Annotated in this window: 15 protein-coding genes; 9 read left to right on the top strand and 6 right to left on the bottom strand. The window is 40.9% G+C overall.

What is annotated here, in order from left to right:
* Positions 1 to 29 precede the first annotated feature (29 nt).
* Entirely contained in the window at positions 30 to 749 is a 720-nt protein-coding gene (locus J2W55_RS03125; RefSeq protein WP_310091836.1) for a DUF4397 domain-containing protein, read from the bottom strand.
* A gap of 212 nt (positions 750 to 961) precedes the next feature.
* On the opposite strand from J2W55_RS03125, the gene J2W55_RS03130 reads away from it, so the two are divergent.
* A complete protein-coding gene (locus J2W55_RS03130) occupies positions 962 to 4,081 on the top strand; it encodes an AsmA family protein (protein ID WP_310091838.1) in 3,120 nt (1,039 codons plus the stop codon).
* A 122-nt stretch (positions 4,082 to 4,203) separates the two neighbouring features.
* On the opposite strand, the gene J2W55_RS03135 is transcribed toward J2W55_RS03130, so the two are convergent.
* Together J2W55_RS03135 and J2W55_RS03140 are read right to left on the bottom strand one after the other, a co-directional pair.
* Positions 4,204 to 4,515 (bottom strand): hypothetical protein, encoded by a 312-nt coding sequence (locus J2W55_RS03135; protein WP_310091840.1) that lies wholly within the window; start codon positions 4,513 to 4,515, stop codon positions 4,204 to 4,206.
* A 139-nt stretch (positions 4,516 to 4,654) separates the two neighbouring features.
* Positions 4,655 to 6,643 (bottom strand): phosphatidylinositol-specific phospholipase C domain-containing protein, encoded by a 1,989-nt coding sequence (locus J2W55_RS03140; protein ID WP_310091843.1) that lies wholly within the window; start codon positions 6,641 to 6,643, stop codon positions 4,655 to 4,657.
* 116 nt (positions 6,644 to 6,759) lie between these two features.
* On the opposite strand from J2W55_RS03140, the gene J2W55_RS03145 reads away from it, so the two are divergent.
* The 4 genes from J2W55_RS03145 (at position 6,760) to lysA (ending at position 12,625) form a co-directional block, all read left to right on the top strand.
* Positions 6,760 to 8,193 (top strand): hypothetical protein, encoded by a 1,434-nt coding sequence (locus tag J2W55_RS03145; protein WP_310091845.1) that lies wholly within the window; start codon positions 6,760 to 6,762, stop codon positions 8,191 to 8,193.
* A 305-nt stretch (positions 8,194 to 8,498) separates the two neighbouring features.
* Positions 8,499 to 9,776 carry a BamA/TamA family outer membrane protein gene (locus J2W55_RS03150; RefSeq protein ID WP_310091847.1) on the top strand — a complete coding sequence of 426 codons (1,278 nt, stop codon included), beginning with the start codon at positions 8,499 to 8,501 and terminating at the stop codon, positions 9,774 to 9,776.
* Positions 9,777 to 9,926: 150 nt separating this feature from the next.
* On the top strand, positions 9,927 to 11,237 hold the full coding sequence (locus J2W55_RS03155; RefSeq protein ID WP_310091849.1) for an aspartate kinase: 1,311 nt from the start codon (positions 9,927 to 9,929) through the stop codon (positions 11,235 to 11,237).
* 221 nt (positions 11,238 to 11,458) lie between these two features.
* Positions 11,459 to 12,625 (top strand): diaminopimelate decarboxylase, encoded by a 1,167-nt coding sequence (gene lysA / locus J2W55_RS03160; RefSeq protein ID WP_310093467.1) that lies wholly within the window; start codon positions 11,459 to 11,461, stop codon positions 12,623 to 12,625.
* A gap of 184 nt (positions 12,626 to 12,809) precedes the next feature.
* On the opposite strand, the gene J2W55_RS03165 is transcribed toward lysA, so the two are convergent.
* Both J2W55_RS03165 and J2W55_RS03170 read right to left on the bottom strand, forming a co-directional pair.
* Positions 12,810 to 13,430, bottom strand: a complete 621-nt coding sequence (locus J2W55_RS03165; protein ID WP_310091851.1) for an L-threonylcarbamoyladenylate synthase — start codon at positions 13,428 to 13,430, stop codon at positions 12,810 to 12,812.
* Between the two features lie 225 nt (positions 13,431 to 13,655).
* Entirely contained in the window at positions 13,656 to 14,198 is a 543-nt protein-coding gene (locus J2W55_RS03170; RefSeq protein ID WP_310091853.1) for a YceI family protein, read from the bottom strand.
* 164 nt (positions 14,199 to 14,362) lie between these two features.
* Here J2W55_RS03170 and J2W55_RS03175 point away from each other — a divergent pair, with 164 nt between their 5' ends.
* Positions 14,363 to 16,003: an FMN-binding glutamate synthase family protein gene (locus J2W55_RS03175; RefSeq protein ID WP_310091855.1), complete on the top strand. Its 1,641-nt coding sequence runs from the start codon at positions 14,363 to 14,365 to the stop codon at positions 16,001 to 16,003.
* A 190-nt stretch (positions 16,004 to 16,193) separates the two neighbouring features.
* Here J2W55_RS03175 and sucC read toward each other — a convergent pair whose 3' ends face one another.
* Positions 16,194 to 17,387, bottom strand: coding sequence for an ADP-forming succinate--CoA ligase subunit beta (gene sucC, locus J2W55_RS03180; protein WP_310091858.1), 1,194 nt, complete (start codon positions 17,385 to 17,387; stop codon positions 16,194 to 16,196).
* 239 nt (positions 17,388 to 17,626) lie between these two features.
* Between sucC and J2W55_RS03185 the strand changes: the two genes are divergently transcribed.
* From J2W55_RS03185 to J2W55_RS03195, 3 genes are read left to right on the top strand one after another with little or no spacing between them, the layout of a single operon-like run.
* Positions 17,627 to 18,292 carry an ABC transporter ATP-binding protein gene (locus J2W55_RS03185; protein WP_310091860.1) on the top strand — a complete coding sequence of 222 codons (666 nt, stop codon included), beginning with the start codon at positions 17,627 to 17,629 and terminating at the stop codon, positions 18,290 to 18,292.
* A 6-nt stretch (positions 18,293 to 18,298) separates the two neighbouring features.
* On the top strand, positions 18,299 to 18,607 hold the full coding sequence (locus tag J2W55_RS03190) for a hypothetical protein (RefSeq protein WP_310091862.1): 309 nt from the start codon (positions 18,299 to 18,301) through the stop codon (positions 18,605 to 18,607).
* Complete coding sequence (locus J2W55_RS03195) at positions 18,597 to 19,205, top strand: HAD family hydrolase (RefSeq protein WP_310091865.1); 609 nt, start codon at positions 18,597 to 18,599, stop codon at positions 19,203 to 19,205. The genes J2W55_RS03190 and J2W55_RS03195 overlap by 11 nt, the downstream gene beginning before the upstream one ends.
* The last annotated feature ends 32 nt before the right edge of the window (positions 19,206 to 19,237 follow it).

Below are 19,237 nucleotides of genomic sequence, written 5' to 3' on the forward strand. Positions count from 1 at the left end.
GGCTTTTATAAGGCTGAGGTTAGGATGTCTTAATAGTAAAAAGCGTTGGTTTGTATATCAGCGCTAAGCTTTTTCAGGCCGGTAGCCGAGGAGAGGCCATGCAGCCACACCGTATAAACCGAGTTGCTGTTCAGCCTGATATCCGATAAGGTAACCAACACAGTGGAGGTGCCTTTTTTGCGGATCTCCAGGGTATAGGAACTGGCGCTTTCTATCGGTACAAAAGGCGAAGCGCCTTTATAGGTTTTGTTGCTTGCCAATACATTTCCGCCCTTTACCGCCAAGTCAACTGCTCCAGCATCCGGACTAACATTTACCAAACGGATAGTAGCTTTTCCAGCATCCGGACGGGTAATCGAATCGGTTAGCAATATTATGTCGGGTTTGCTCGCCAGGTTTGATAAATAGATAGAATAATACTTTTTAGCAGTAAGCGTAATAGTGTCTGATATGATCTTTTGCCCTGAACCTGCAACATAAAAGCTGGCCGTCCTTTTACCGGGGTAAGCCGCTATATAATCCAACCCATGACCGTAGCGAATTGGGGCATTATTAGCCCGGTTCTGATCTAAAAAGAAACTTACCGACTGTGAATCAGGCGATGCATTGATCACCGAAAGTAATGCTACCGGAGGCTCAACATAGTCATTGTCATGATTCTTTAAACAGGAGGTTAGTAGCCCTGTCAGCAAACACATCATCCCGACTATGCCTGCCCGCCTTTTTAAATTTTGTTGAACGTGTTTCATAAACTGAAATAGTATTAGAGTGCCTGATTATTTGAATAAACTATACTTGCTTTACGCAATCAAGCGGTGCTTTGCTACAGTACTTAAAAATTTATGAATGCTAACGTTATTTCTGCAGACGTAATACCATAAGCATAATCATAATTTCATCTGCTGTATATGGGTTTTATCGCTATCTTCATGGCGCCTTACCCGCAATTATTAGTATGCCGATGCCGATAAAAAAAATATTGGTTAAAACGCTTAAAATAAGCGCTATAACAATTGTAAGTTTGTTACTGCTGATGTTTTTGTTACCGTATCTTTTTCCAGAAACGGTAACAAATAAAATAAAGCAATGGGCAGGTGGCAGCATTAACGGCAAACTAAGCTTTACCAGTACGCGACTATCCTTCTTTAAAAGGTTTCCTGCACTTACGCTTACATTAAATGATTTTTCGCTCGGTGGCAGCGCCCCATTTCAAAATGACACACTGGTTGCGGCTAAGGAGGTTTCGCTGGCTATTGATCTTTCGTCGATATTTAAAAGCAAGATCAACATCAATAAAATTTATTTAAGTCAGGCCTTTATCAATATACAGGTAGACAGCAGCGGTCAGGCCAATTATAACGTTTATAGGTCAAAGGATAATAAGCCGGCAAATGCGGCTGATACCAGTAGTGCATCATTAGGGATTGAACAGATACTGGTAGAAAATACCTGTTTGGTTTATAATGACAAATCGCTGCCGATGCTCATTAATGCACGTGGTTTTAGTTATAAGGGCAGCGGCGACCTGAGCAAGGACATTTTTGATCTGTACAGTCATGTTGAGTCTACATCTGTTGATTTTTATTACGGTAATAAGGCTTATGTGGTTAATAAAAAGGTAAACGCCGATTTGGTAACCAGCATCAATACCAAATCGCTGGCCTTTGCTTTCCAAAAAAACGACCTGCTTATTAACCGGTTGCCGGTTAAGTTCAAAGGCCGCTTTGAGTTCCTGAAAGATGGTTATGATATGGATTTTCGCATCACATCAGATCAGAACGACTTGAGTGATATTTTTACAGCTCTGCCTGTTGAGTACACTAAATATGTTGATGATACCGAAATAAACGGCGCGGGAAACATACAAGTGGCCCTGACCGGAAAATACATCGCTTCAAAAAACGTAATGCCTGATCTTAGCTTTAGCATGAAAGTTCGTGATGGTTATGTAGCCAACAGAAAAGCTCCTGCACCGGTAAAAAATCTGTACATCAACATGGATGCCAGGCTACCTGGCCTTAACCCCGATAGCCTGAACCTGAATGTTGATTCGATATACTTTAACATTGATAAGGATTATTTTGGTTCGGTGATAAAGGTAAAAGGGATAAAAGAACCGCAAATATTCGCAAAGATCAATACCGAAATAGACCTTGAAAAATGGAACAGGGCCTTTGGTGTTAAAACGGTTGATCTTAAAGGCCGGTATTCGCTGCACCTGCTGGCCGAAGGCAAATATGCAAAAGGGATAAAAAGGAGCGGGGGCCTGAGGCCGAAGGTTGATACCGTAATTACCAGTATACCTAAGTTTACGCTGCATTCTGTGTTCAGGGATGGATATATCAAATATGCAAGCCTGCCCGAAGCGGTTAAAAGCCTTAGTTTTAATCTGAATGCAAACTGCCCCGACCATGATATAGCACATGCCACCATGCAGGTTTACAATTTAAATATGGTTGCTCTTAACAACTATTTAAAAGGGTATTTAAAGTTTAGTAATACCGCTGGTGCATTAATAGATGCGGGCATTAAAGCTCAATTCCATCTGGCTGATATTAAACGGTTTTTGCCTGCAGATAGCAGTATGGATATCAGGGGCGATCTGAACGCTGATATCCAAACCCGTGGCCGGTTTATCCCGACACGCCGAATATTCCCGGTTACCAACGCCAAACTTGAACTGAAAAATGGTTACGTACAAACCAGCTATTACCCGCATCCGTTACAGGATATACAAGTGAGCGCCGATATTTTCAATAACACGGGCACGTTAAAAGGTTTAAAGGTTAACATAAAGCCGGTATCATTTAAGTTTGAAGGGCAACCTTTTCTGCTCAGGGCCAATCTGCGCAATTTTGACGACCTGGATTATCATATAGCCTCACATGGCCGCCTGGACATCGGCAAAATTTACAAGGTATTTGCCGTCAGGGGATATGACGTAAAAGGGTTCATCAGCACTAATTTTTCGTTGAAAGGGAAACAAAGCGACGCCGCTGCTGGCCGTTATGATCAACTGGCCAATTCCGGCACTATGAAGGTAAGAGATATTGCTCTCAGCTCTGAGTTGTTTCCCAAGCCGTTCCTTATTAAAACGGGTGTGTTTAGCTTTAATCAGGATAAAATGAAGTTTGACCAGTTTACAGCTAATTATGGTAAATCAGTAATTGTATTGAATGGCGCCCTATCTAACGTGATTGATTATGCCATCAAACCAAATTCGCCACTGAAAGGCGATTTTAACCTGACAAGCGGTTTAATTGTTGCCGACGATTTTATGGCCTTTGCCGGTACGCCTGCTTCGGCCAGGCCAACCAAATCAACGGGTGTTATCCTGGTACCCTCTAACCTGAACCTTAATTTTACTGCCGATGTGAAGAAGGTACAATATATGGGGCTTAACATTAGTGACGCCAAAGGGCAAATGAGCATCAGCAACGGGCAGATACTGCTTAAACAAACTGGCTTTAACCTTATAGGCGCACCCGTAGTAATGGATGCCACTTATGGTAGCACCACCCCGCAAAAGGCATATTTTGATTATCATATCAATGCCAAAGAGTTTGATATACAAAGAGCCTATAAAGAGGTGAAAATGTTTCATGACATGGCATCATCGGCCGCGCATGTGCAAGGCATTGTATCGCTGGATTATAAGCTTAACGGTAAGCTCAACGGCGATATGCGACCCATATATCCCTCAATAAAAGGCGGAGGTGTATTATCTGTAAAGAAAGTGAAATTGTATGGCTTTAAATTGTTCACCGCGGTAGGTAAGCAAACAGGCCACGATAGCCTGGCTAAAGGCGATGTTACCAAAGTTGATATTAAAAGCACCATAGCAAATAACATCATGACCATTGAACGCACAAAAATGCGTATGGCAGGGTTCAGACCAAGATTTGAAGGGCAGGTTGGTCTTGACGGGAGGCTCAATCTGCAGTTCAGGCTGGGATTGCCGCCATTTGGCATATTTGGCATCCCGATGACCATTACCGGTACACAGGAAAACCCCAAAATAAAGTTGGGCAAGGCGAAGAAAGAAGATGAACTAAAGGAAACGGCGGACGAAGGGAAGTAGAGAGATATAGCTCTAAGCTGATCGTTAACATCAAGGCTGAATATTCCTGACCTTCAACAGCAAATTATTGAGCGGTAAAATCAAGGTAATTTCTAAATCCGCTTCATCCCGGTTCAGACAATTTAATACTCAAATGTTTCATAATGCTCTACCTGTTCTTCAAAATCAAGCAGGTAATCTTTGTCATCTGGATAGTAGCGGGCTTTCTCATAATCTCTACCGGCAAATTTTTTTATGCTATTGTATGAGTCCCATTTGGTAACAGTCCAAAAATGACAAACATCACCCGTTATCTGTCGCCAAACCTCTGCCGATAAATTACCGTCGATGTTTTTGTAATCGGGGATACCGCTTTTCTCGAGATAGTCTAAATAAATGTCGGCATGTTCAGCCCTTGTTGTACCATGCCATATACGGGTGATAATTGGTTTCATGTGTTTATCTTTATCTTAATAAACAATACTTAAAGCTAAGATAAGTTTGCTTAAAAATCAAGAGGCAGGTGTTGCCATTATTACCTGATACACCCAAGCTTCCGATGGGATTTAAGGGCCAGTGGCCATTTTGCATTAATCAATTATAAACAGGCGTTCCGTTCAGTTCAATGCAATAATCGGTTATCCAGGCACCTGCCGCGTCAATATATAAAATGTTGGGTTTGTTAGCTTTGTTAATAGTGCCGTTGCTTATCCATTCATTAACTTTGGCCGGTAGGTATTTATTGCCGGATATGGCAAGGTCTGTTATACTTTGGTTCTTTTTGATCACGTTGGTAAGTAGCATCATTCCATTAATTACCGGGCTTACTTTCTCGTTTTGAAAATCATTACATATGAGTGCAGCTTCGTCGCCACTTTGGGTAAGCTGCCAGTCTAACCGTACCAAGTCGTTGTTGTTTACACCGTTTTTCATCGATTTAAAGAAAAGTTCTTCCCGAGCCAGCAACTTATTAATCAGGTTGGTAGCAGCATAGGCGCGGCGGAAATTAAGAAAGGTTTTTGCTTTATCAGCAATCGTGTTTGAATCGATCAGTTTATCAGCACGGGCATATTGCTCAAAAGTTACGATCACCTTACCCGCCAGGTCATTCAGTTTAATCTGATCAATACTTTTTGACTGGTTATTGTAAATATGCTCTTTACCAAGCACGCGAATAATGGTATCGGCTACATGCCCTGCGGACGCCTCTGTGGGGCAAAAATGACTGAATGTTAAAATAATGAACTCTTTTTTATGACGATCAAGAAAAGTTTTAACAGAATCAAGTATATCCTTGAAACGTTCACCATAACCACCGCCAACAGCATCGGCCATACAGTCAGACGAACTGTGTTTGGTATAGATCGCATTATGAAATAAACCTACCCGCAGATCAAACATCCGGATACCGGCGTTTAATTGTTTGCCTATATTTTGTGTTTGAGTGAGGGTATTGCAAGGATTGATAGAGCTGCCTTGTGTGCCACCTGTGCCGTTTAAGGCCGACATGCCTGCATCGTGAGAACCGGGAATCACAATATCCTTCAAAGTAAAGTTTCCCTTAGCCGGGAACAGCGTATCTTCCATCCAATTGGCGGGGTTATAATTGGTAAAATAGCTCAGGTAAAACTTTTGGTCTTCGCCAATAAAAGCCATGATGAACTTTTTGGCGTCTACATTACAAATAGATACCGGTACCGCTGTTTTAAAATAATCGGGTAAAGCAGAATCATTTACAGGCTTGTTTTGCTCATTATCGGTAGCGTAATAAATGCGATTGTCTTTTTTATTGCCTTTCCATATATAAAACAGGCGGGTTGTATTAAACGCATGATAAACGGCGGGAGATACTTTTGTTTTTGACCCCGAAACCGGCGCCTGATTAGTCCATACCCCGGTATCTATGTTCAGATCAGCAAAGTAAATGCCCTGGTCGCTATAATCTTTATAGCATATTCTGACCATATTATTATTCAGGGTAACTATAAAAGGATATTCATCGCTTTTTTTATCAGGTACGATTTGCAAAACTGATGGTTTAAGCATGCCGTTGTCATCGGCATCAATTAAAGCTACTACCATTTCATTTTTATTGTCAGCATGTGATGCAATCATAAGTCGGCCATGTATGGTTGTTGCCGTAATGCCCGATCTTAGCCTTTGTGGATTTTTAAAAGCTGCAGTATTGATGTTTTGTGTATTAAAGGTAGTATCGCTGTTATTAACTATATATTTCAATGTACCATCAATACCGATCCATAAAGCGTAGATACGGTTGTTGATCACTCTTAAAACAGGTGCAAAAGCACTTTTTTCTGTACCGGCAGTCGCTTCATTCTGTGAAAACCTGGTATCATACTGCTTGCCTAAATAACACACGTTAATACCTCCCGTAACACCGGCATCTTTCCAGGTGACAAAATATCCGCCTTTGAAATTGGTGATATCAATGGCTTTATCGGTATGGGCTGCCGGTAAAAAATTAAGCGGCTGACTAAAGCTCAGGCTTTGAGCCCCAAGACGGTTAATACCTGATATAAGCAATAAGCAAATAATTATTGTAATGGCGGTAAAAAATTTCATAGCAAGAGGTTAATATCAATAATAGTTTACATAAGTGACTGTAGATTAAAAAAATATGAACGAAATATTTTTTCCTTGTGTGAAATTATAATATTTTTATGTGGAAAAATAAGCCTATGTCAAAAATTTTTATCACTTTTTTGTGCCTCGTAGCGCTCCTGCAGGGCGTAAAGGCACAGGATGCAAACTATTGGTCGTCGAGTTATAACCCCGCCGGTTTCTTAACTCCGGGAGCGGTGATCGCTTTTAACCGCGACAGCGGGGTAATGTTTTTAAACCCGGCTTTGCTGGCCTACAGCACTAAAAGTTCGGCCTCCATCAGCGGGTCCATTTATCAGTATGGCAATATCAAAATCAAGAATGGTGTAGGTACAGGGCTCAATCTTAAATCAACATCTGCAAGTGTTATTCCGCAAATGATATCGGCAACTATAACTTTGAAGGGCAAACATCCTTTTACTGTTGGGTACGCCCTTACTCATAACCCGGTGATGAGCTACCAGGCCACACAGCAGCGTGATGGCAGGTTCAACGTGCTTGATGATTCATATAGTCCGGGTAATGAATCTTTTCTGGGACAGTTTAAAAGACTGAATAGTATCAATGAAACTTCGGGCATTATAAGCGGGGGTTTTAAAGTATCAGATCATTTTGCAGCAGGAGTATCTGCTGAGGGGCAGTTGCGCAAACAAAGTTTCAATTCTGATTTCAGTTCAAGGGCATTATATAACACCAACTCTGGTGGTTTAAGTTTGCCATCAATTGCCAATGCAGAAGAATCATACCTCGCATCTTATTTTCACGCGGGAGTGAGGTTTAAAGGCGGTTTATCATATGACGCAGGCAGGAGCCACGTGGGGCTCACCATTTCATCACCGCTGTTGCACGTAGCTGGTAACGCCAACATACTGAGTGATATTGTGGCCAATAATATAAGATTTGCCAGCGATACGCTTAATGTTTTAGCCAACACCAGACAAGAAAAACTTAAGGCCACTTTTAAAATGCCCGTGAGCTTAGGCTTTGGCTATGCCTATGATTTAAAAAACGGACAAATTTATTTGGCCGCAGAGTATTTTAATAAGATGAATGAATATAACCTGATAACCCCGCGCGATGAAAGTTTTATAAGAGGGGATATTCCCGATCTTGCTACTTCATCGTCACTAAAGTTTAAGGATGCAAGGAAATCGGTGTTCAATTTTGGTATTGGGGCAAGTTATTTGCTGCAGCCTGATGTAACCGGCTTTCTGTCATTACATACCAATTTTAGTTATGCCGACAATAGTTTGTATAAGGATAGTGACGGCCACGCCAGTAATACAGCCTATTACAACATTTACCACTGCCAGGTAGGCGCTAATCTTAAAAAAAGAAAATTTAACTTCCGTACCGGCCTGTTACTGTCTTACGGCGCAACCAATAAATACAAACAGTATATTAATTTTGATGATCCGAACGAGAATAATGTTTTGGGCGGCAATCCAATAAATACCAATGCCTCATATTTCTCAGTTGGGTTAATGCTTTCTTATATTCATAATTTGTAGGCACGCAGGTACAACCCCAGTATTACACCTACACCTTGGGCTCCTTTACACTGCAGATCAGGCAGGTTAGTACGGAGTAGTCAATTTTGCAGCCATTATAGTTTGCTTCACCGGTTTAAGAGGCTTAGTAGCAAACAAAGGACTGTTCCTCTAAAACATTTTACGGATCTCAGGGTTTAAAATGTGCCTTGTTTGTTAAATAGGCAAGTAATTAAATTACAAATTAAATATTTACCGTTCTGAAAACGCAGCATATATCATCATACAGAAAGTTTTATATATTATTGAGGGTTTCATTGTTCCTTTTGATAGTCAATACCCATTATTTTACCTATGCCCAGGTTACTACTCCTACCGATTCCCTGAAGGCCGATTCTTTGCATAACAACGTTAAAATTCAAAAAGGCCCCACGGATACCCTATACAAACAGTACGATATAGGCGATTTGAGCAGGAACATTTTTCATCCGAGCAAAAAGCCCGACTCGCTTCACAAAAAATCAGGGATCACTGTTATACCTAATGTGGCTTCAAACCCAACCATAGGTGCGCAGATTGGAATTAAAGCGGTAGCGGGTAAAAAATTGGGGACCGACCCCAACACGCTGTTATCTGTTGCTGCTACATCGGCTTCTATAACAACAAAGGGCATTATTTATTTTTATGTGAATCATAATGTATATACCCCGGGCAACAAGTGGAACTTTCAGGGTAGCCTGGTAGCCGCCAAAACCGTTACCCCGGACTTTGGCATAGGCATAGGCCACGCGGCTGGTGAAGGCACGGAGGACCGGATATTGACTAATCCCGCTCGCAAAGGCTATGTGCTGCGTTCGCTGTATTTTAATTTCAGAGAAAAGGTATACAAAGAAGTGCAAAAAAACCTTTTTGTAGGTGCCGGAGTATCATTTGATATCAGGAGGAATATTAAAGCTAAGGATACCACCAATAAATTAACCCCATCCCGTATCTATAATGAGCGGTACGGGTTTCCACAAGATCGCTACTCTGCTAATGGCCTGCTTTTTAATGTACAATACACCACCCGCGATAATCAGAACCGCGCTTATAAAGGTATTTATGCTGATGCCGGCGTGCGGGTTAATCAAACATGGATGGGAAGCACTAAAAGTGCCGTACAATTCACTACCGATTTTAGGAAATATTTCAGCCTGTCTGAACATAGTCCTGAGCACGTTATCGCGTTCTGGAACTGGGGCTCCTATTTAGTTAGCGGCGCCCTGCCATACCTGGAGTTGCCGGGTACCGGGCGTGACGGAAGCTTCCGTAGTGGCCGGGGATATACCTCTACCTACTTTAAGGGCACAAAGTATAATTATTCGGAAGTTGAATACCGTTTCCCGATATTAAGGAACAAGTTTATAAGCGGTGTTACTTTTTTTAACCTGCAAACCGCTAATGACGAACTGGGTACCAAGCTGTTCCAGGTGTGGCAGCCAGGCGGGGGAGCCGGCTTACGTGTGCTTTTTAACAAAGTTACGCGCACTAATTTATGCCTTGATTACGCTTTTGGCAAATACGGCTCCAAAGGATTTTTCCTGGGCCTAAATGAGGCTTTTTAAGGGACAGATACCGGATTTAATTCGCCTTTTGGTGGCAGCCCAATTTAATTTTCATACATCTTAGGCTATAAGCGTTTTAAAATCTTATTTTTAGCGCCTCAAATATTGATACATGGTTATCAATTACTTTATGGCTAACAGTAACAAAAAATGAAAGTTTTAAAATTTGGCGGAACATCAGTGGGAAGCCCCGCCCGTATGAAAAACCTGCTCGACATTATCAAACCCACCGAAAGGCAGATCGTTGTGCTGTCGGCAGTATCAGGCACCACAAACAGCCTGGTTGAGATTGGACAAGCCTATTTAACCGGCGATAAGACCAGGGCCATTACACTGATCAATATCTTGAAGGATAAGTATGAACTGTTTATAAAAGAACTGTTTGCTACCGATGAATTTTTAAAACAAGGCAAGGAAGTAATTGACTATCATTTTGCATTGCTTAGTAACCTCGCTAATGACCTGTTTACATCTATTGAAGAAAAGATCATACTGGCACAAGGCGAACTGCTAAGTACCACGCTGTATCACGTATATCTGAAAGAGATTGGTGTGCCATCGGTTTTGTTACCCGCGCTTGATTTTATGAAGATAGATGAGGACAACGAACCTATTGTTGACTACATTACCGAAAAGATAACTCCGCTGCTGGATAAACATCCTGAGGTTAATTTATTTATTACCCAGGGATTCATCTGCCGCAACGCTTTTGGCGAAATTGACAATCTGCGGCGCGGCGGCAGCGATTATACCGCTTCATTAATAGGAGCAGGCATCCGGAGCGAAGAAGTGCAGATATGGACAGATATTGATGGTATGCACAACAACGATCCGCGGATTGTTAAAGGCACGCAGCCTATTGCGCAGCTGTCATTTGATGAAGCTGCTGAGCTTGCCTATTTCGGGGCAAAAATACTTCACCCGCAAAGCGTGTTCCCGGCTCAAAAATATAAGATCCCGGTACGCCTGCTAAATACGATGGATCCGGAGGCCAAGGGTACCCTGATCACCAATACCAGCGAAAAGGATAAGATCAAATCTATTGCTGCAAAAGACGGTATTACCGCCATTAAGATTCAATCAAGCCGCATGTTATTAGCTCATGGCTTCCTGAGGAAAGTATTCGAAGTATTTGAGCGTTATAAAACATCTATTGATATGATCACTACATCAGAAGTGGCGGTATCATTAACCATTGACGACACTACCTACCTGGGCGAGATAACTACAGAACTCACCGCTTTTGGCTCTGTTGACCTGGATGTTAATCATACCATCATTTGTGTTGTTGGGGATTTTGGTGCCGAAAAACATGGTTACGCGGCACGTGTATTGGAAGCGGTGAAACACATTCCATTAAGGATGATATCATATGGCGGCAGCGACCACAACTTATCAATATTGGTAAAAACCGAAGATAAGATAGAGATCCTGAGGAGCCTGCATAACAGGTTATTTTAAGAGATTGGGGATTTCGGAATTTCGATTTCGGATTTTTCCGGGTACAGGCAGGCCTTTACCTTAGAAAAAAACAAATACCGATGGCGGCCAATAAAACCGCGATGCCGGTGTTTAAAATCAGGAGTTTTAAAGTAAGTTTTCTGTCGTGGTACAATTTATAGCAGGACAAAAGTCCGGCAAGTAAAGAAACGGACACGCATAATATAATAAACGGATTATTAATCATTACAATGTTCAGTACAGCTAATATAAATAAATTTAAGCAGTTAGAAACCCCATTTTATTATTATGATATGGAGGTCTTGCGTCACACACTTGACGCTTGCCGCGACGCCTCGGCTAAACATGGCTTTCATGTACATTATGCCATGAAGGCAAACTTTAACCCCAAAGTGCTTGATATGATACAATCCTTTGGATTTGGTGCCGATTGTGTAAGCGGTAACGAAGTAAAGGCGGCTATTGACCATGGTTTTGAGAAAACGAAGGTTGTATTTGCCGGCGTAGGCAAATCAGACAGGGAAATAAACCTTGCCCTTGATGCTGATATTTTTTGCTTTAATGTGGAGTCGGTACAAGAGCTGAACATTATTGATGGACTGGCAGCAGCCAAAGGTAAAAAGGCCAATGTAGCTATCCGCATCAACCCTAACGTTGACGCGCATACCCATCATTTTATTACTACTGGGCTTGACGAGAATAAGTTCGGTATTAATATCTGGCAATTGCCAGATGTGGCCGCTGCTTTGCGCCAATGCCGCAATTTACAGTTTTTAGGTATCCATTTTCATATTGGGTCGCAAATTACCGATCTGGAAGTGTATAAAAGCCTGTGCACCCGTATTAACGAAATGCAGGATTGGTTTGAAGATCATGGCTTTCAGGTTAAGGTATTAAATACCGGCGGAGGCCTTGGGGTTGATTATCATAGCCCTGATAATAACGTTGCCGATTTTGAAAACTACTTCCAGGTGTTTAAAAGCTTTTTAAATATTAAACCGGGTCAGGAAGTACATTTTGAACTTGGCCGTGCCCTGGTAGCTCAAAGCGCTTCGCTTATATCAAGGGTATTGTATGTTAAAAATGGACTTAAGAAGAATTTTTTAATACTGGATGCAGGCATGACCGAACTGATACGGCCTATGCTTTACCAGGCTTATCACCAGATCGAAAATTTAAGCCGGGATTCAAAAATGAATACTCATAGCTTAAAATACGATGTTGTTGGCCCTATTTGTGAAAGCACTGACTGTTTTCAAAAAGATGTTGACCTGCCCGAGTCATTCCGCGGAGACCTGATAGCAGTACGTACGGCCGGAGCCTATGGCGAAGTAATGGCATCGGGCTACAACCTGCGCGATATGGTAGGGAGCGTATATTCGGAATAAGGATTTAAAAATTCAATTTGTCTGAGCGGAGCGAAGAATCTATTGACAAATAGACCTTCTATTCGCTCAGGATAAACTTTTACGTTTATAACTTACCTTGTTAGATAAGAACGGAGCGGAGATTCTGTTATGCGACAAGCATGTTGAAAAAAACATTCGTTTGACAGATCATTTGCCAGATAAATCACAAATACATTTCCAGTTCGCCTTTGCCTTCACGAATGATCTCAAAATCGCCTGATGTACAGTCGACAACGGTGGACGCGATGTTATCACCGTAACCTCCGTCGATCACAATATCTACCAGGTCTTCGTATTTCTCATGTATCAGTTCAGGGTCAGTAGAATATTCTATTATATCATCATCATCTTTAATTGAGGTTGATAGGATGGGGTTACCCAGCACCCTTACAATTTCGCGGGCTATATTGTTATCCGGCACCCTGATACCCACCGTTTTTTTATTGGAGCTCAATAATTTAGGTACCATATGGCTGGCGTTGAATATAAAGGTAAATGGCCCTGGCAAAGCTTTTTTGAGCACACGAAAGGTGGTATTGTCAATCGGCTTAATATAATCAGATATATGGCTCAGATCATAACATATAAAAGAGAAATTAGCCTTTTCGGGTTTGATATTCCTGATCTGACAAATGGCTTCAATAGCCTTGTGATTGGTAATGTCGCAGCCTAAACCATAAACGGTATCAGTGGGGTAGATAATAAGGCCGCCTTTACGCAATACATCAACCACCTGTTCAATAGCTTTGGAATTGGGGTTTTCTGGATATATTTTAATAAGCATAATAAATTAAGACAAATATACCTATAAGTTGGTTTAGAAAAATGACATTTAAATACTAAGTAAAAACGTCAATACAGCGTATAATACAAAAGTCACCTGCCGGTGGCAAGTGACTTTTGTATTTAATGTGTTTAAATATGTTGAGGTTTCAATAATGCCGTGTTGTTACGTAAATAACAACACCGGCATTTTAAATGTTAAAACACAGCAACAGTATTAAAACAATTAAGCTTGTTTAGCAAATTGTACGTTGATCAATAGCTTTATATCTTCGCCTACCACAACTGAACCGGCTTCGGTTACGCCATCCCAGGTTAATCCAAAATCTTTTCGGTTAATTTTTCCTGAAATTTCAAAACCTGCTTTAGTATTGCCATAAAAATCAGTAGCCGAACCGCCAAACTCCGCCTTAAGTGTTACCGGTTTGGTTACATCTTTAATAGTCAGGTTGCCTTTTAATTCATACTCATCATCGTCAGTGTTAGTTAATGACGTTGATTTGAAACTGATCTTTGGATATTTTTCCGCGTCAAAAAATTCAGCCGATTTTAAATGCTCATCGCGCTGGCTTTGGTTGGTGTCAATGCTGTTAATATCAAGCGAAAAATCAATTTCCGCATTTTCAAAATTATCATTATCGGTGATCAGCTCGCCTTCAAAGCTTTTAAAAAAGCCGCTTACTGTTGAAATAACTAAATGTTTTACTTTAAATTGTACTTCGGAATGCATAGGGTCAATAACCCATTTTGTTGCTGTTTCTGTTGCCATGATTTTTTTTGTTTTGTTTGTTGATACAAATATAATAAGAAAATACATGTTTAAACATGTATTTTTATTTAATTACAATTCTCCGACATTGAGTTATAAGTTTAACCATACAATTGTGCTATTGTTTACCTTTAAAGGTTATTTTTATATTAAGTAATCATTTTATGAAAAAGCTTTTCATCACCTCATTTGTTATCGTTTTTGCCCTGCTCATTGCATGGACTATGATATGGAAGCCTGCCGCATGGTCGTTCCTTATTGTAGTACCTATATATGCTGTAGGTTTTTATGACCTGGTTCAAAAAAAGCATAGCATTGTGCGTAATTATCCTGTATTTGGTCACCTTCGGTTTCTGATGGAAGAGCTTCGTCCTAAAATATATCAGTATTTTATTGAGAGCGATACCAATGGGACTCCATTTAACAGGCAAAACCGCAGTGTTATATACCAGCGTGCAAAAAAGGTTGATGATACCCGCCCGTTTGGAACCGAACTGGATGTATATGAAGACGGTTATGAATGGTTAAACCATAGTATTGCAGCCATCGATCATCATAAGCTTGATCTTTCGCCACGAGTAAAAGTAGGCGGCCCCGATTGCAGTCAACCTTATATGGCAAGTGTCTATAACATATCTGCCATGAGTTTCGGATCATTGAGCGAGAATGCTATCCTTGCTTTAAATGGAGGTGCTAAACTTGATAATTTTGCACATAATACAGGCGAAGGCGGTTTAAGCGATTACCATTTACAGCCCGGTGGCGACATCATTTGGCAGATAGGTACCGGTTACTTTAGTTGCCGCCACACTGATGGCACTATTGATTATGAAGCCTTTGCACAACGGGCCATTTTACCGCAGGTGAAAATGATCGAGATAAAGCTTTCGCAAGGTGCGAAGCCCGGTCATGGAGGCATTTTGCCTGCCGCCAAGGTTACGCCTGAAATTGCCCGGATCAGACTGGTGGAAATGGGGCAGGACGTAGTATCGCCGCCATATCATACCGCCTTCAACAATCCTATTGGCTTAATGCATTTTATTAAGAAGCTGCGTGATCTGTCTGGCGGTAAGCCAATAGGGTTTAAGCTTTGTGTTGGTCATAAGAGCGAGTTTTTAGCTATATGCAAGGCTATGGTTAAAACCGGTATCTATCCTGACTTTATTACGGTTGACGGTGGCGAGGGTGGTACGGGTGCAGCTCCTTTAGAGTTTTCGAACTCGGTTGGAATGCCTTTGCGTGAAGCACTCGCTTTTATTTATGACGCATTAACAGGTTTCGATATAAAAAAATACATTAAGCTTATTGCTTCGGGTAAGGTAGCTACAGGATTTGACCTGGTAAAGAACTTTGCCCTGGGTGCAGATATGTGCAATAGCGCCCGTGGAATGATGTTTGCACTTGGCTGCATACAGGCACTGGAATGCAACATGAATACCTGCCCTACAGGCGTTGCCACCCAAGACAAAAGCCTGATGCGTGGCCTGGTGGTTGAGGATAAAAAGGTCCGGGTAGCCAATTTTCACAAACAAACAGTTAGCAGCGCCATACAAATGATAGGAGCGGCGGGCTTAACCAAACCCTGTGACTTGCATCGGATGTTCATATATCGGCGTATAAACCATAGCCAGATACAAACCTATGGTGAGTTATTTCCTTATATTCCCAAAGGGAGTTTACTAAATACACCTTACCCCTCAAGTTTTGAGCTTGATATGGCTATCAGCAGTGAGGATACCTTTATACCTGATTATAGTACCGTAACCAATATTGATTACAGCAACGTGAGTTCGTACATGAGTTGATATTTGTTTGAGCCGGGTTGAACAGACTTTTGAGATTAAAGGATTTTAACAACTTCTTTGATATTATCGTAGTAATCTTTAACCCCAAAAATCCTGGCTCATACAAATTAACCAAGGTTTCAGGCAAAAAACGCGATAAAAGAAAAGGGGAAGTGAAAACTTCCCCTTTTGCAATATATAACGTTGTTATTTACAAAGCCAATACTTCTTTTACTCTCTCGGCAGCTTCTTTTAATAAGATGGCCGAGTATACTTTTAATCCTGAGTGATCAATCAGTTCTTTAGCTTCTTCGGCGTTTGTGCCTTGTAAGCGTACAATAATAGGCACAGGGATGTTGCCAATTTCTTTGTAGGCATCAATAACACCTTGAGCTACACGGTCGCAGCGTACTATACCACCAAAAATATTGATCAGAATAGCTTTTACGTTAGGATCTGACAGGATTATATTGAAACCGGCTTTAACTGTTTGCGCGTTAGCAGTACCGCCAACGTCTAAGAAGTTAGCAGGCTCGCCACCAGCAAGTTTAATGATATCCATGGTAGCCATAGCCAGACCAGCACCGTTAACCATACAACCTACGTTACCGTCAAGCTTCACATAGTTTAAGTTTGATTTACCTGCTTCAACTTCGGTAGGGTCTTCCTCATCAGTATCGCGCATGGCCGCATAATCCGGATGGCGGTATAACGCGTTATCATCAAGATTCACTTTGGCATCAACAGCCAAAATTTTGTTATCAGATGTTTTTAATACAGGGTTAATTTCAAATTGTGAAGAGTCTGTAGCCTCATATGCTTTATATAATGCAGCTATAAATTTGGTCATATCCTTAAACGCCTCACCAGATAAGCCTAAATTAAACGCGATCTTACGGCTTTGAAAAGCTTGTAAGCCAACTTTAGGGTCAATTTCCTCTTTAAATATCAACTCAGGGGTTGAGTGTGCAACCTCCTCAATATCCATACCGCCTTCTGTGCTGTACATAATGATATTGCGGCCTTTAGCACGATCAAGCAAAACACTCATGTAAAATTCTTTGGTTTCACTTTCGCCCGGATAATAAACGTCTTGTGCTACCAAAATCTTCTTTACCTTTTTACCTTCTGGTCCGGTTTGGGGGGTAACTAATTGCATGCCGATAATGTTGCCAGCATGTTCTTTAACCTGATCAAGATTTTTAGCAAGCTTTACACCACCGCCCTTACCACGGCCACCAGCGTGTATCTGCGCTTTTATTACTACCCAGCTTGATCCCAGGTCTTCTTTCAATTTTAAGGCAGCCTCTGCCGCCTGCTCAACAGTATCGGCAACAATGCCTTCCTGAACTCTAACGCCAAAGCTCTTTAATATGGCTTTGCCCTGATATTCGTGAATATTCATGTTATTTGAAGAATTTGCGGTAAATCTACAATTTTGTTTTAAAGGTTCACGAGGTAATTGGAGTTTATTTGACGGTATCTTGATTATTAACATTGTCTTTACAATACAAATAGCACATATCAGTATCAAGATTTTTAATAAACGGCTTTAACAATCAATTGCAGTTGTCTAGTACCTGGTGCCAGTTACTTATACTGGTTTAACTCGCTACTTGATACTAAAAAAACTAACTTTGTAAAATGCTAAAAGCCACTTCTATTCATAAATCATACGGGCAGCTGCAAATATTAAAAGGCGTTGATCTTGAGGTACAGCAGGGCGAAATTGTAACCATTGTTGGTGCATCAGGTGCCGGAAAAAGCTCCTTACTTAACATCTTAGGTACTTTGGACAGGCCCGATTCAGGGCAACTGATTATTAATAATATAGAGTTGAGCAAGCTTAATAACAGGAGTTTAAGCGATTTTCGTAACCGTAAAATTGGTTTTATATTTCAGTTTCACCATTTACTGGCCGAATTTAATGCTGTTGAAAACGTGTGCATTCCCGCGTTTATAGCAGGAACGGCACGTGTTGATGCTGAAAAAAGAGCAACGGAATTACTGGAACTGCTTGGTTTAAAGGATAGGGTCAATCATAAACCCAATGAATTATCCGGAGGTGAACAGCAAAGGGTAGCGGTAGCTCGCGCGCTTATAAATAAACCTTCGTTAATATTTGCCGATGAGCCATCGGGTAACCTTGATTCGGTTAACGCCCTGGAACTTCATGAATTATTTATTAAGTTGAGGAATGACTTTAACCAAACGTTTGTAATTGTTACGCATAATGAAGATCTTGCTAATCTTTCGGACCGTACAGTTTTAATGAAAGATGGTTTAATTGTTCAACAAACTGCACTGTAAAATAACGTGAATGTACTGATAACTGCGGCAAACTCCGCGCCGGCCTATAAATTGAAAAGCCGGTTAAATAATGAAAATATTGTTATGGGCGATTATATGGATCTGCCCGATTTTATGCTAAAACCAGGTAAAATGATCCGCCTGCCTGACCCAAAGTCAGTAAGCTATACTCACGAAATGCTAACATTGTGTTTAGATATGAATATTGAAGTAGTTTATGTATTCAGGTTAGAGGAAAAAGAGCTCATACTGCAGTCCGAAACCTTGTTTAATGAATATAATATAAAAATTGTGGCCGAAGGAAATGAATTATAGGGATATTGATAAGCGTAAGAACGCCTTCATCTTTGAGTTGGATGATGTTCTTTATCCTCAAAAGGATTATTTATATCAGGTTTATTACCTGTTTGCCAATTTATTGGAATATACCGAGCTTGTTGACGCCAAACAAACAACCAATTTGATGACAGCTACGTATGTATCAGAAGGAGAACAGTTTGTTTTTGACCGTGTAGCCGAAAAATTTCCTATAGCCGACAAATACAGAGCTAATTTTGAAAGCCTGCTGATAACTGCCAAGCTGCCGTTAAAGTTGTTGTTGTATCAAAATATACTTACCTTATTACAAGAAATTGTTATTGACCGGAAGAAGTTATTTATTGTAACAAACGGAAATGTAGAGCAGCAGGTAAATAAAATTAAACAGGTGGAATGGCATGGCCTTGAAAAATACCTTATATGCTATTTTGCTGAAGAAACAACTCCCAAACCGGAACCGGATGTGATACATCTGCTAATGAAAGAGCACGATTTACAGCGAAGGGATATCATGATGATAGAAAATTCAGAAACTGACAGGCTATGCGCCGAGGCTGTTGGTTTAGATTTTGTTAACATTGATAATTTTTTGTAATCGGCTTGTAACATAGTTATTTATATGGCGTT

Origin of the sequence: Mucilaginibacter pocheonensis, from assembly GCF_031456535.1 — a bacterium.
In the GTDB taxonomy this organism is placed as follows: domain Bacteria; phylum Bacteroidota; class Bacteroidia; order Sphingobacteriales; family Sphingobacteriaceae; genus Mucilaginibacter; species Mucilaginibacter pocheonensis.

Coding starts and splice junctions, on each gene's coding strand:
- J2W55_RS03125 (WP_310091836.1), bottom strand. CDS start 749: ATGAAACACGTTCAACAAAATTTAAAAAGGCGGGCAGGCATAGTCGGG.
- J2W55_RS03130 (WP_310091838.1), top strand. CDS start 962: ATGCCGATAAAAAAAATATTGGTTAAAACGCTTAAAATAAGCGCTATA.
- J2W55_RS03135 (WP_310091840.1), bottom strand. CDS start 4,515: ATGAAACCAATTATCACCCGTATATGGCATGGTACAACAAGGGCTGAA.
- J2W55_RS03140 (WP_310091843.1), bottom strand. CDS start 6,643: ATGAAATTTTTTACCGCCATTACAATAATTATTTGCTTATTGCTTATA.
- J2W55_RS03145 (WP_310091845.1), top strand. CDS start 6,760: ATGTCAAAAATTTTTATCACTTTTTTGTGCCTCGTAGCGCTCCTGCAG.
- J2W55_RS03155 (WP_310091849.1), top strand. CDS start 9,927: ATGAAAGTTTTAAAATTTGGCGGAACATCAGTGGGAAGCCCCGCCCGT.
- J2W55_RS03165 (WP_310091851.1), bottom strand. CDS start 13,430: ATGCTTATTAAAATATATCCAGAAAACCCCAATTCCAAAGCTATTGAA.
- J2W55_RS03170 (WP_310091853.1), bottom strand. CDS start 14,198: ATGGCAACAGAAACAGCAACAAAATGGGTTATTGACCCTATGCATTCC.
- J2W55_RS03175 (WP_310091855.1), top strand. CDS start 14,363: ATGAAAAAGCTTTTCATCACCTCATTTGTTATCGTTTTTGCCCTGCTC.
- sucC (WP_310091858.1), bottom strand. CDS start 17,387: ATGAATATTCACGAATATCAGGGCAAAGCCATATTAAAGAGCTTTGGC.
- J2W55_RS03185 (WP_310091860.1), top strand. CDS start 17,627: ATGCTAAAAGCCACTTCTATTCATAAATCATACGGGCAGCTGCAAATA.
- J2W55_RS03195 (WP_310091865.1), top strand. CDS start 18,597: ATGAATTATAGGGATATTGATAAGCGTAAGAACGCCTTCATCTTTGAG.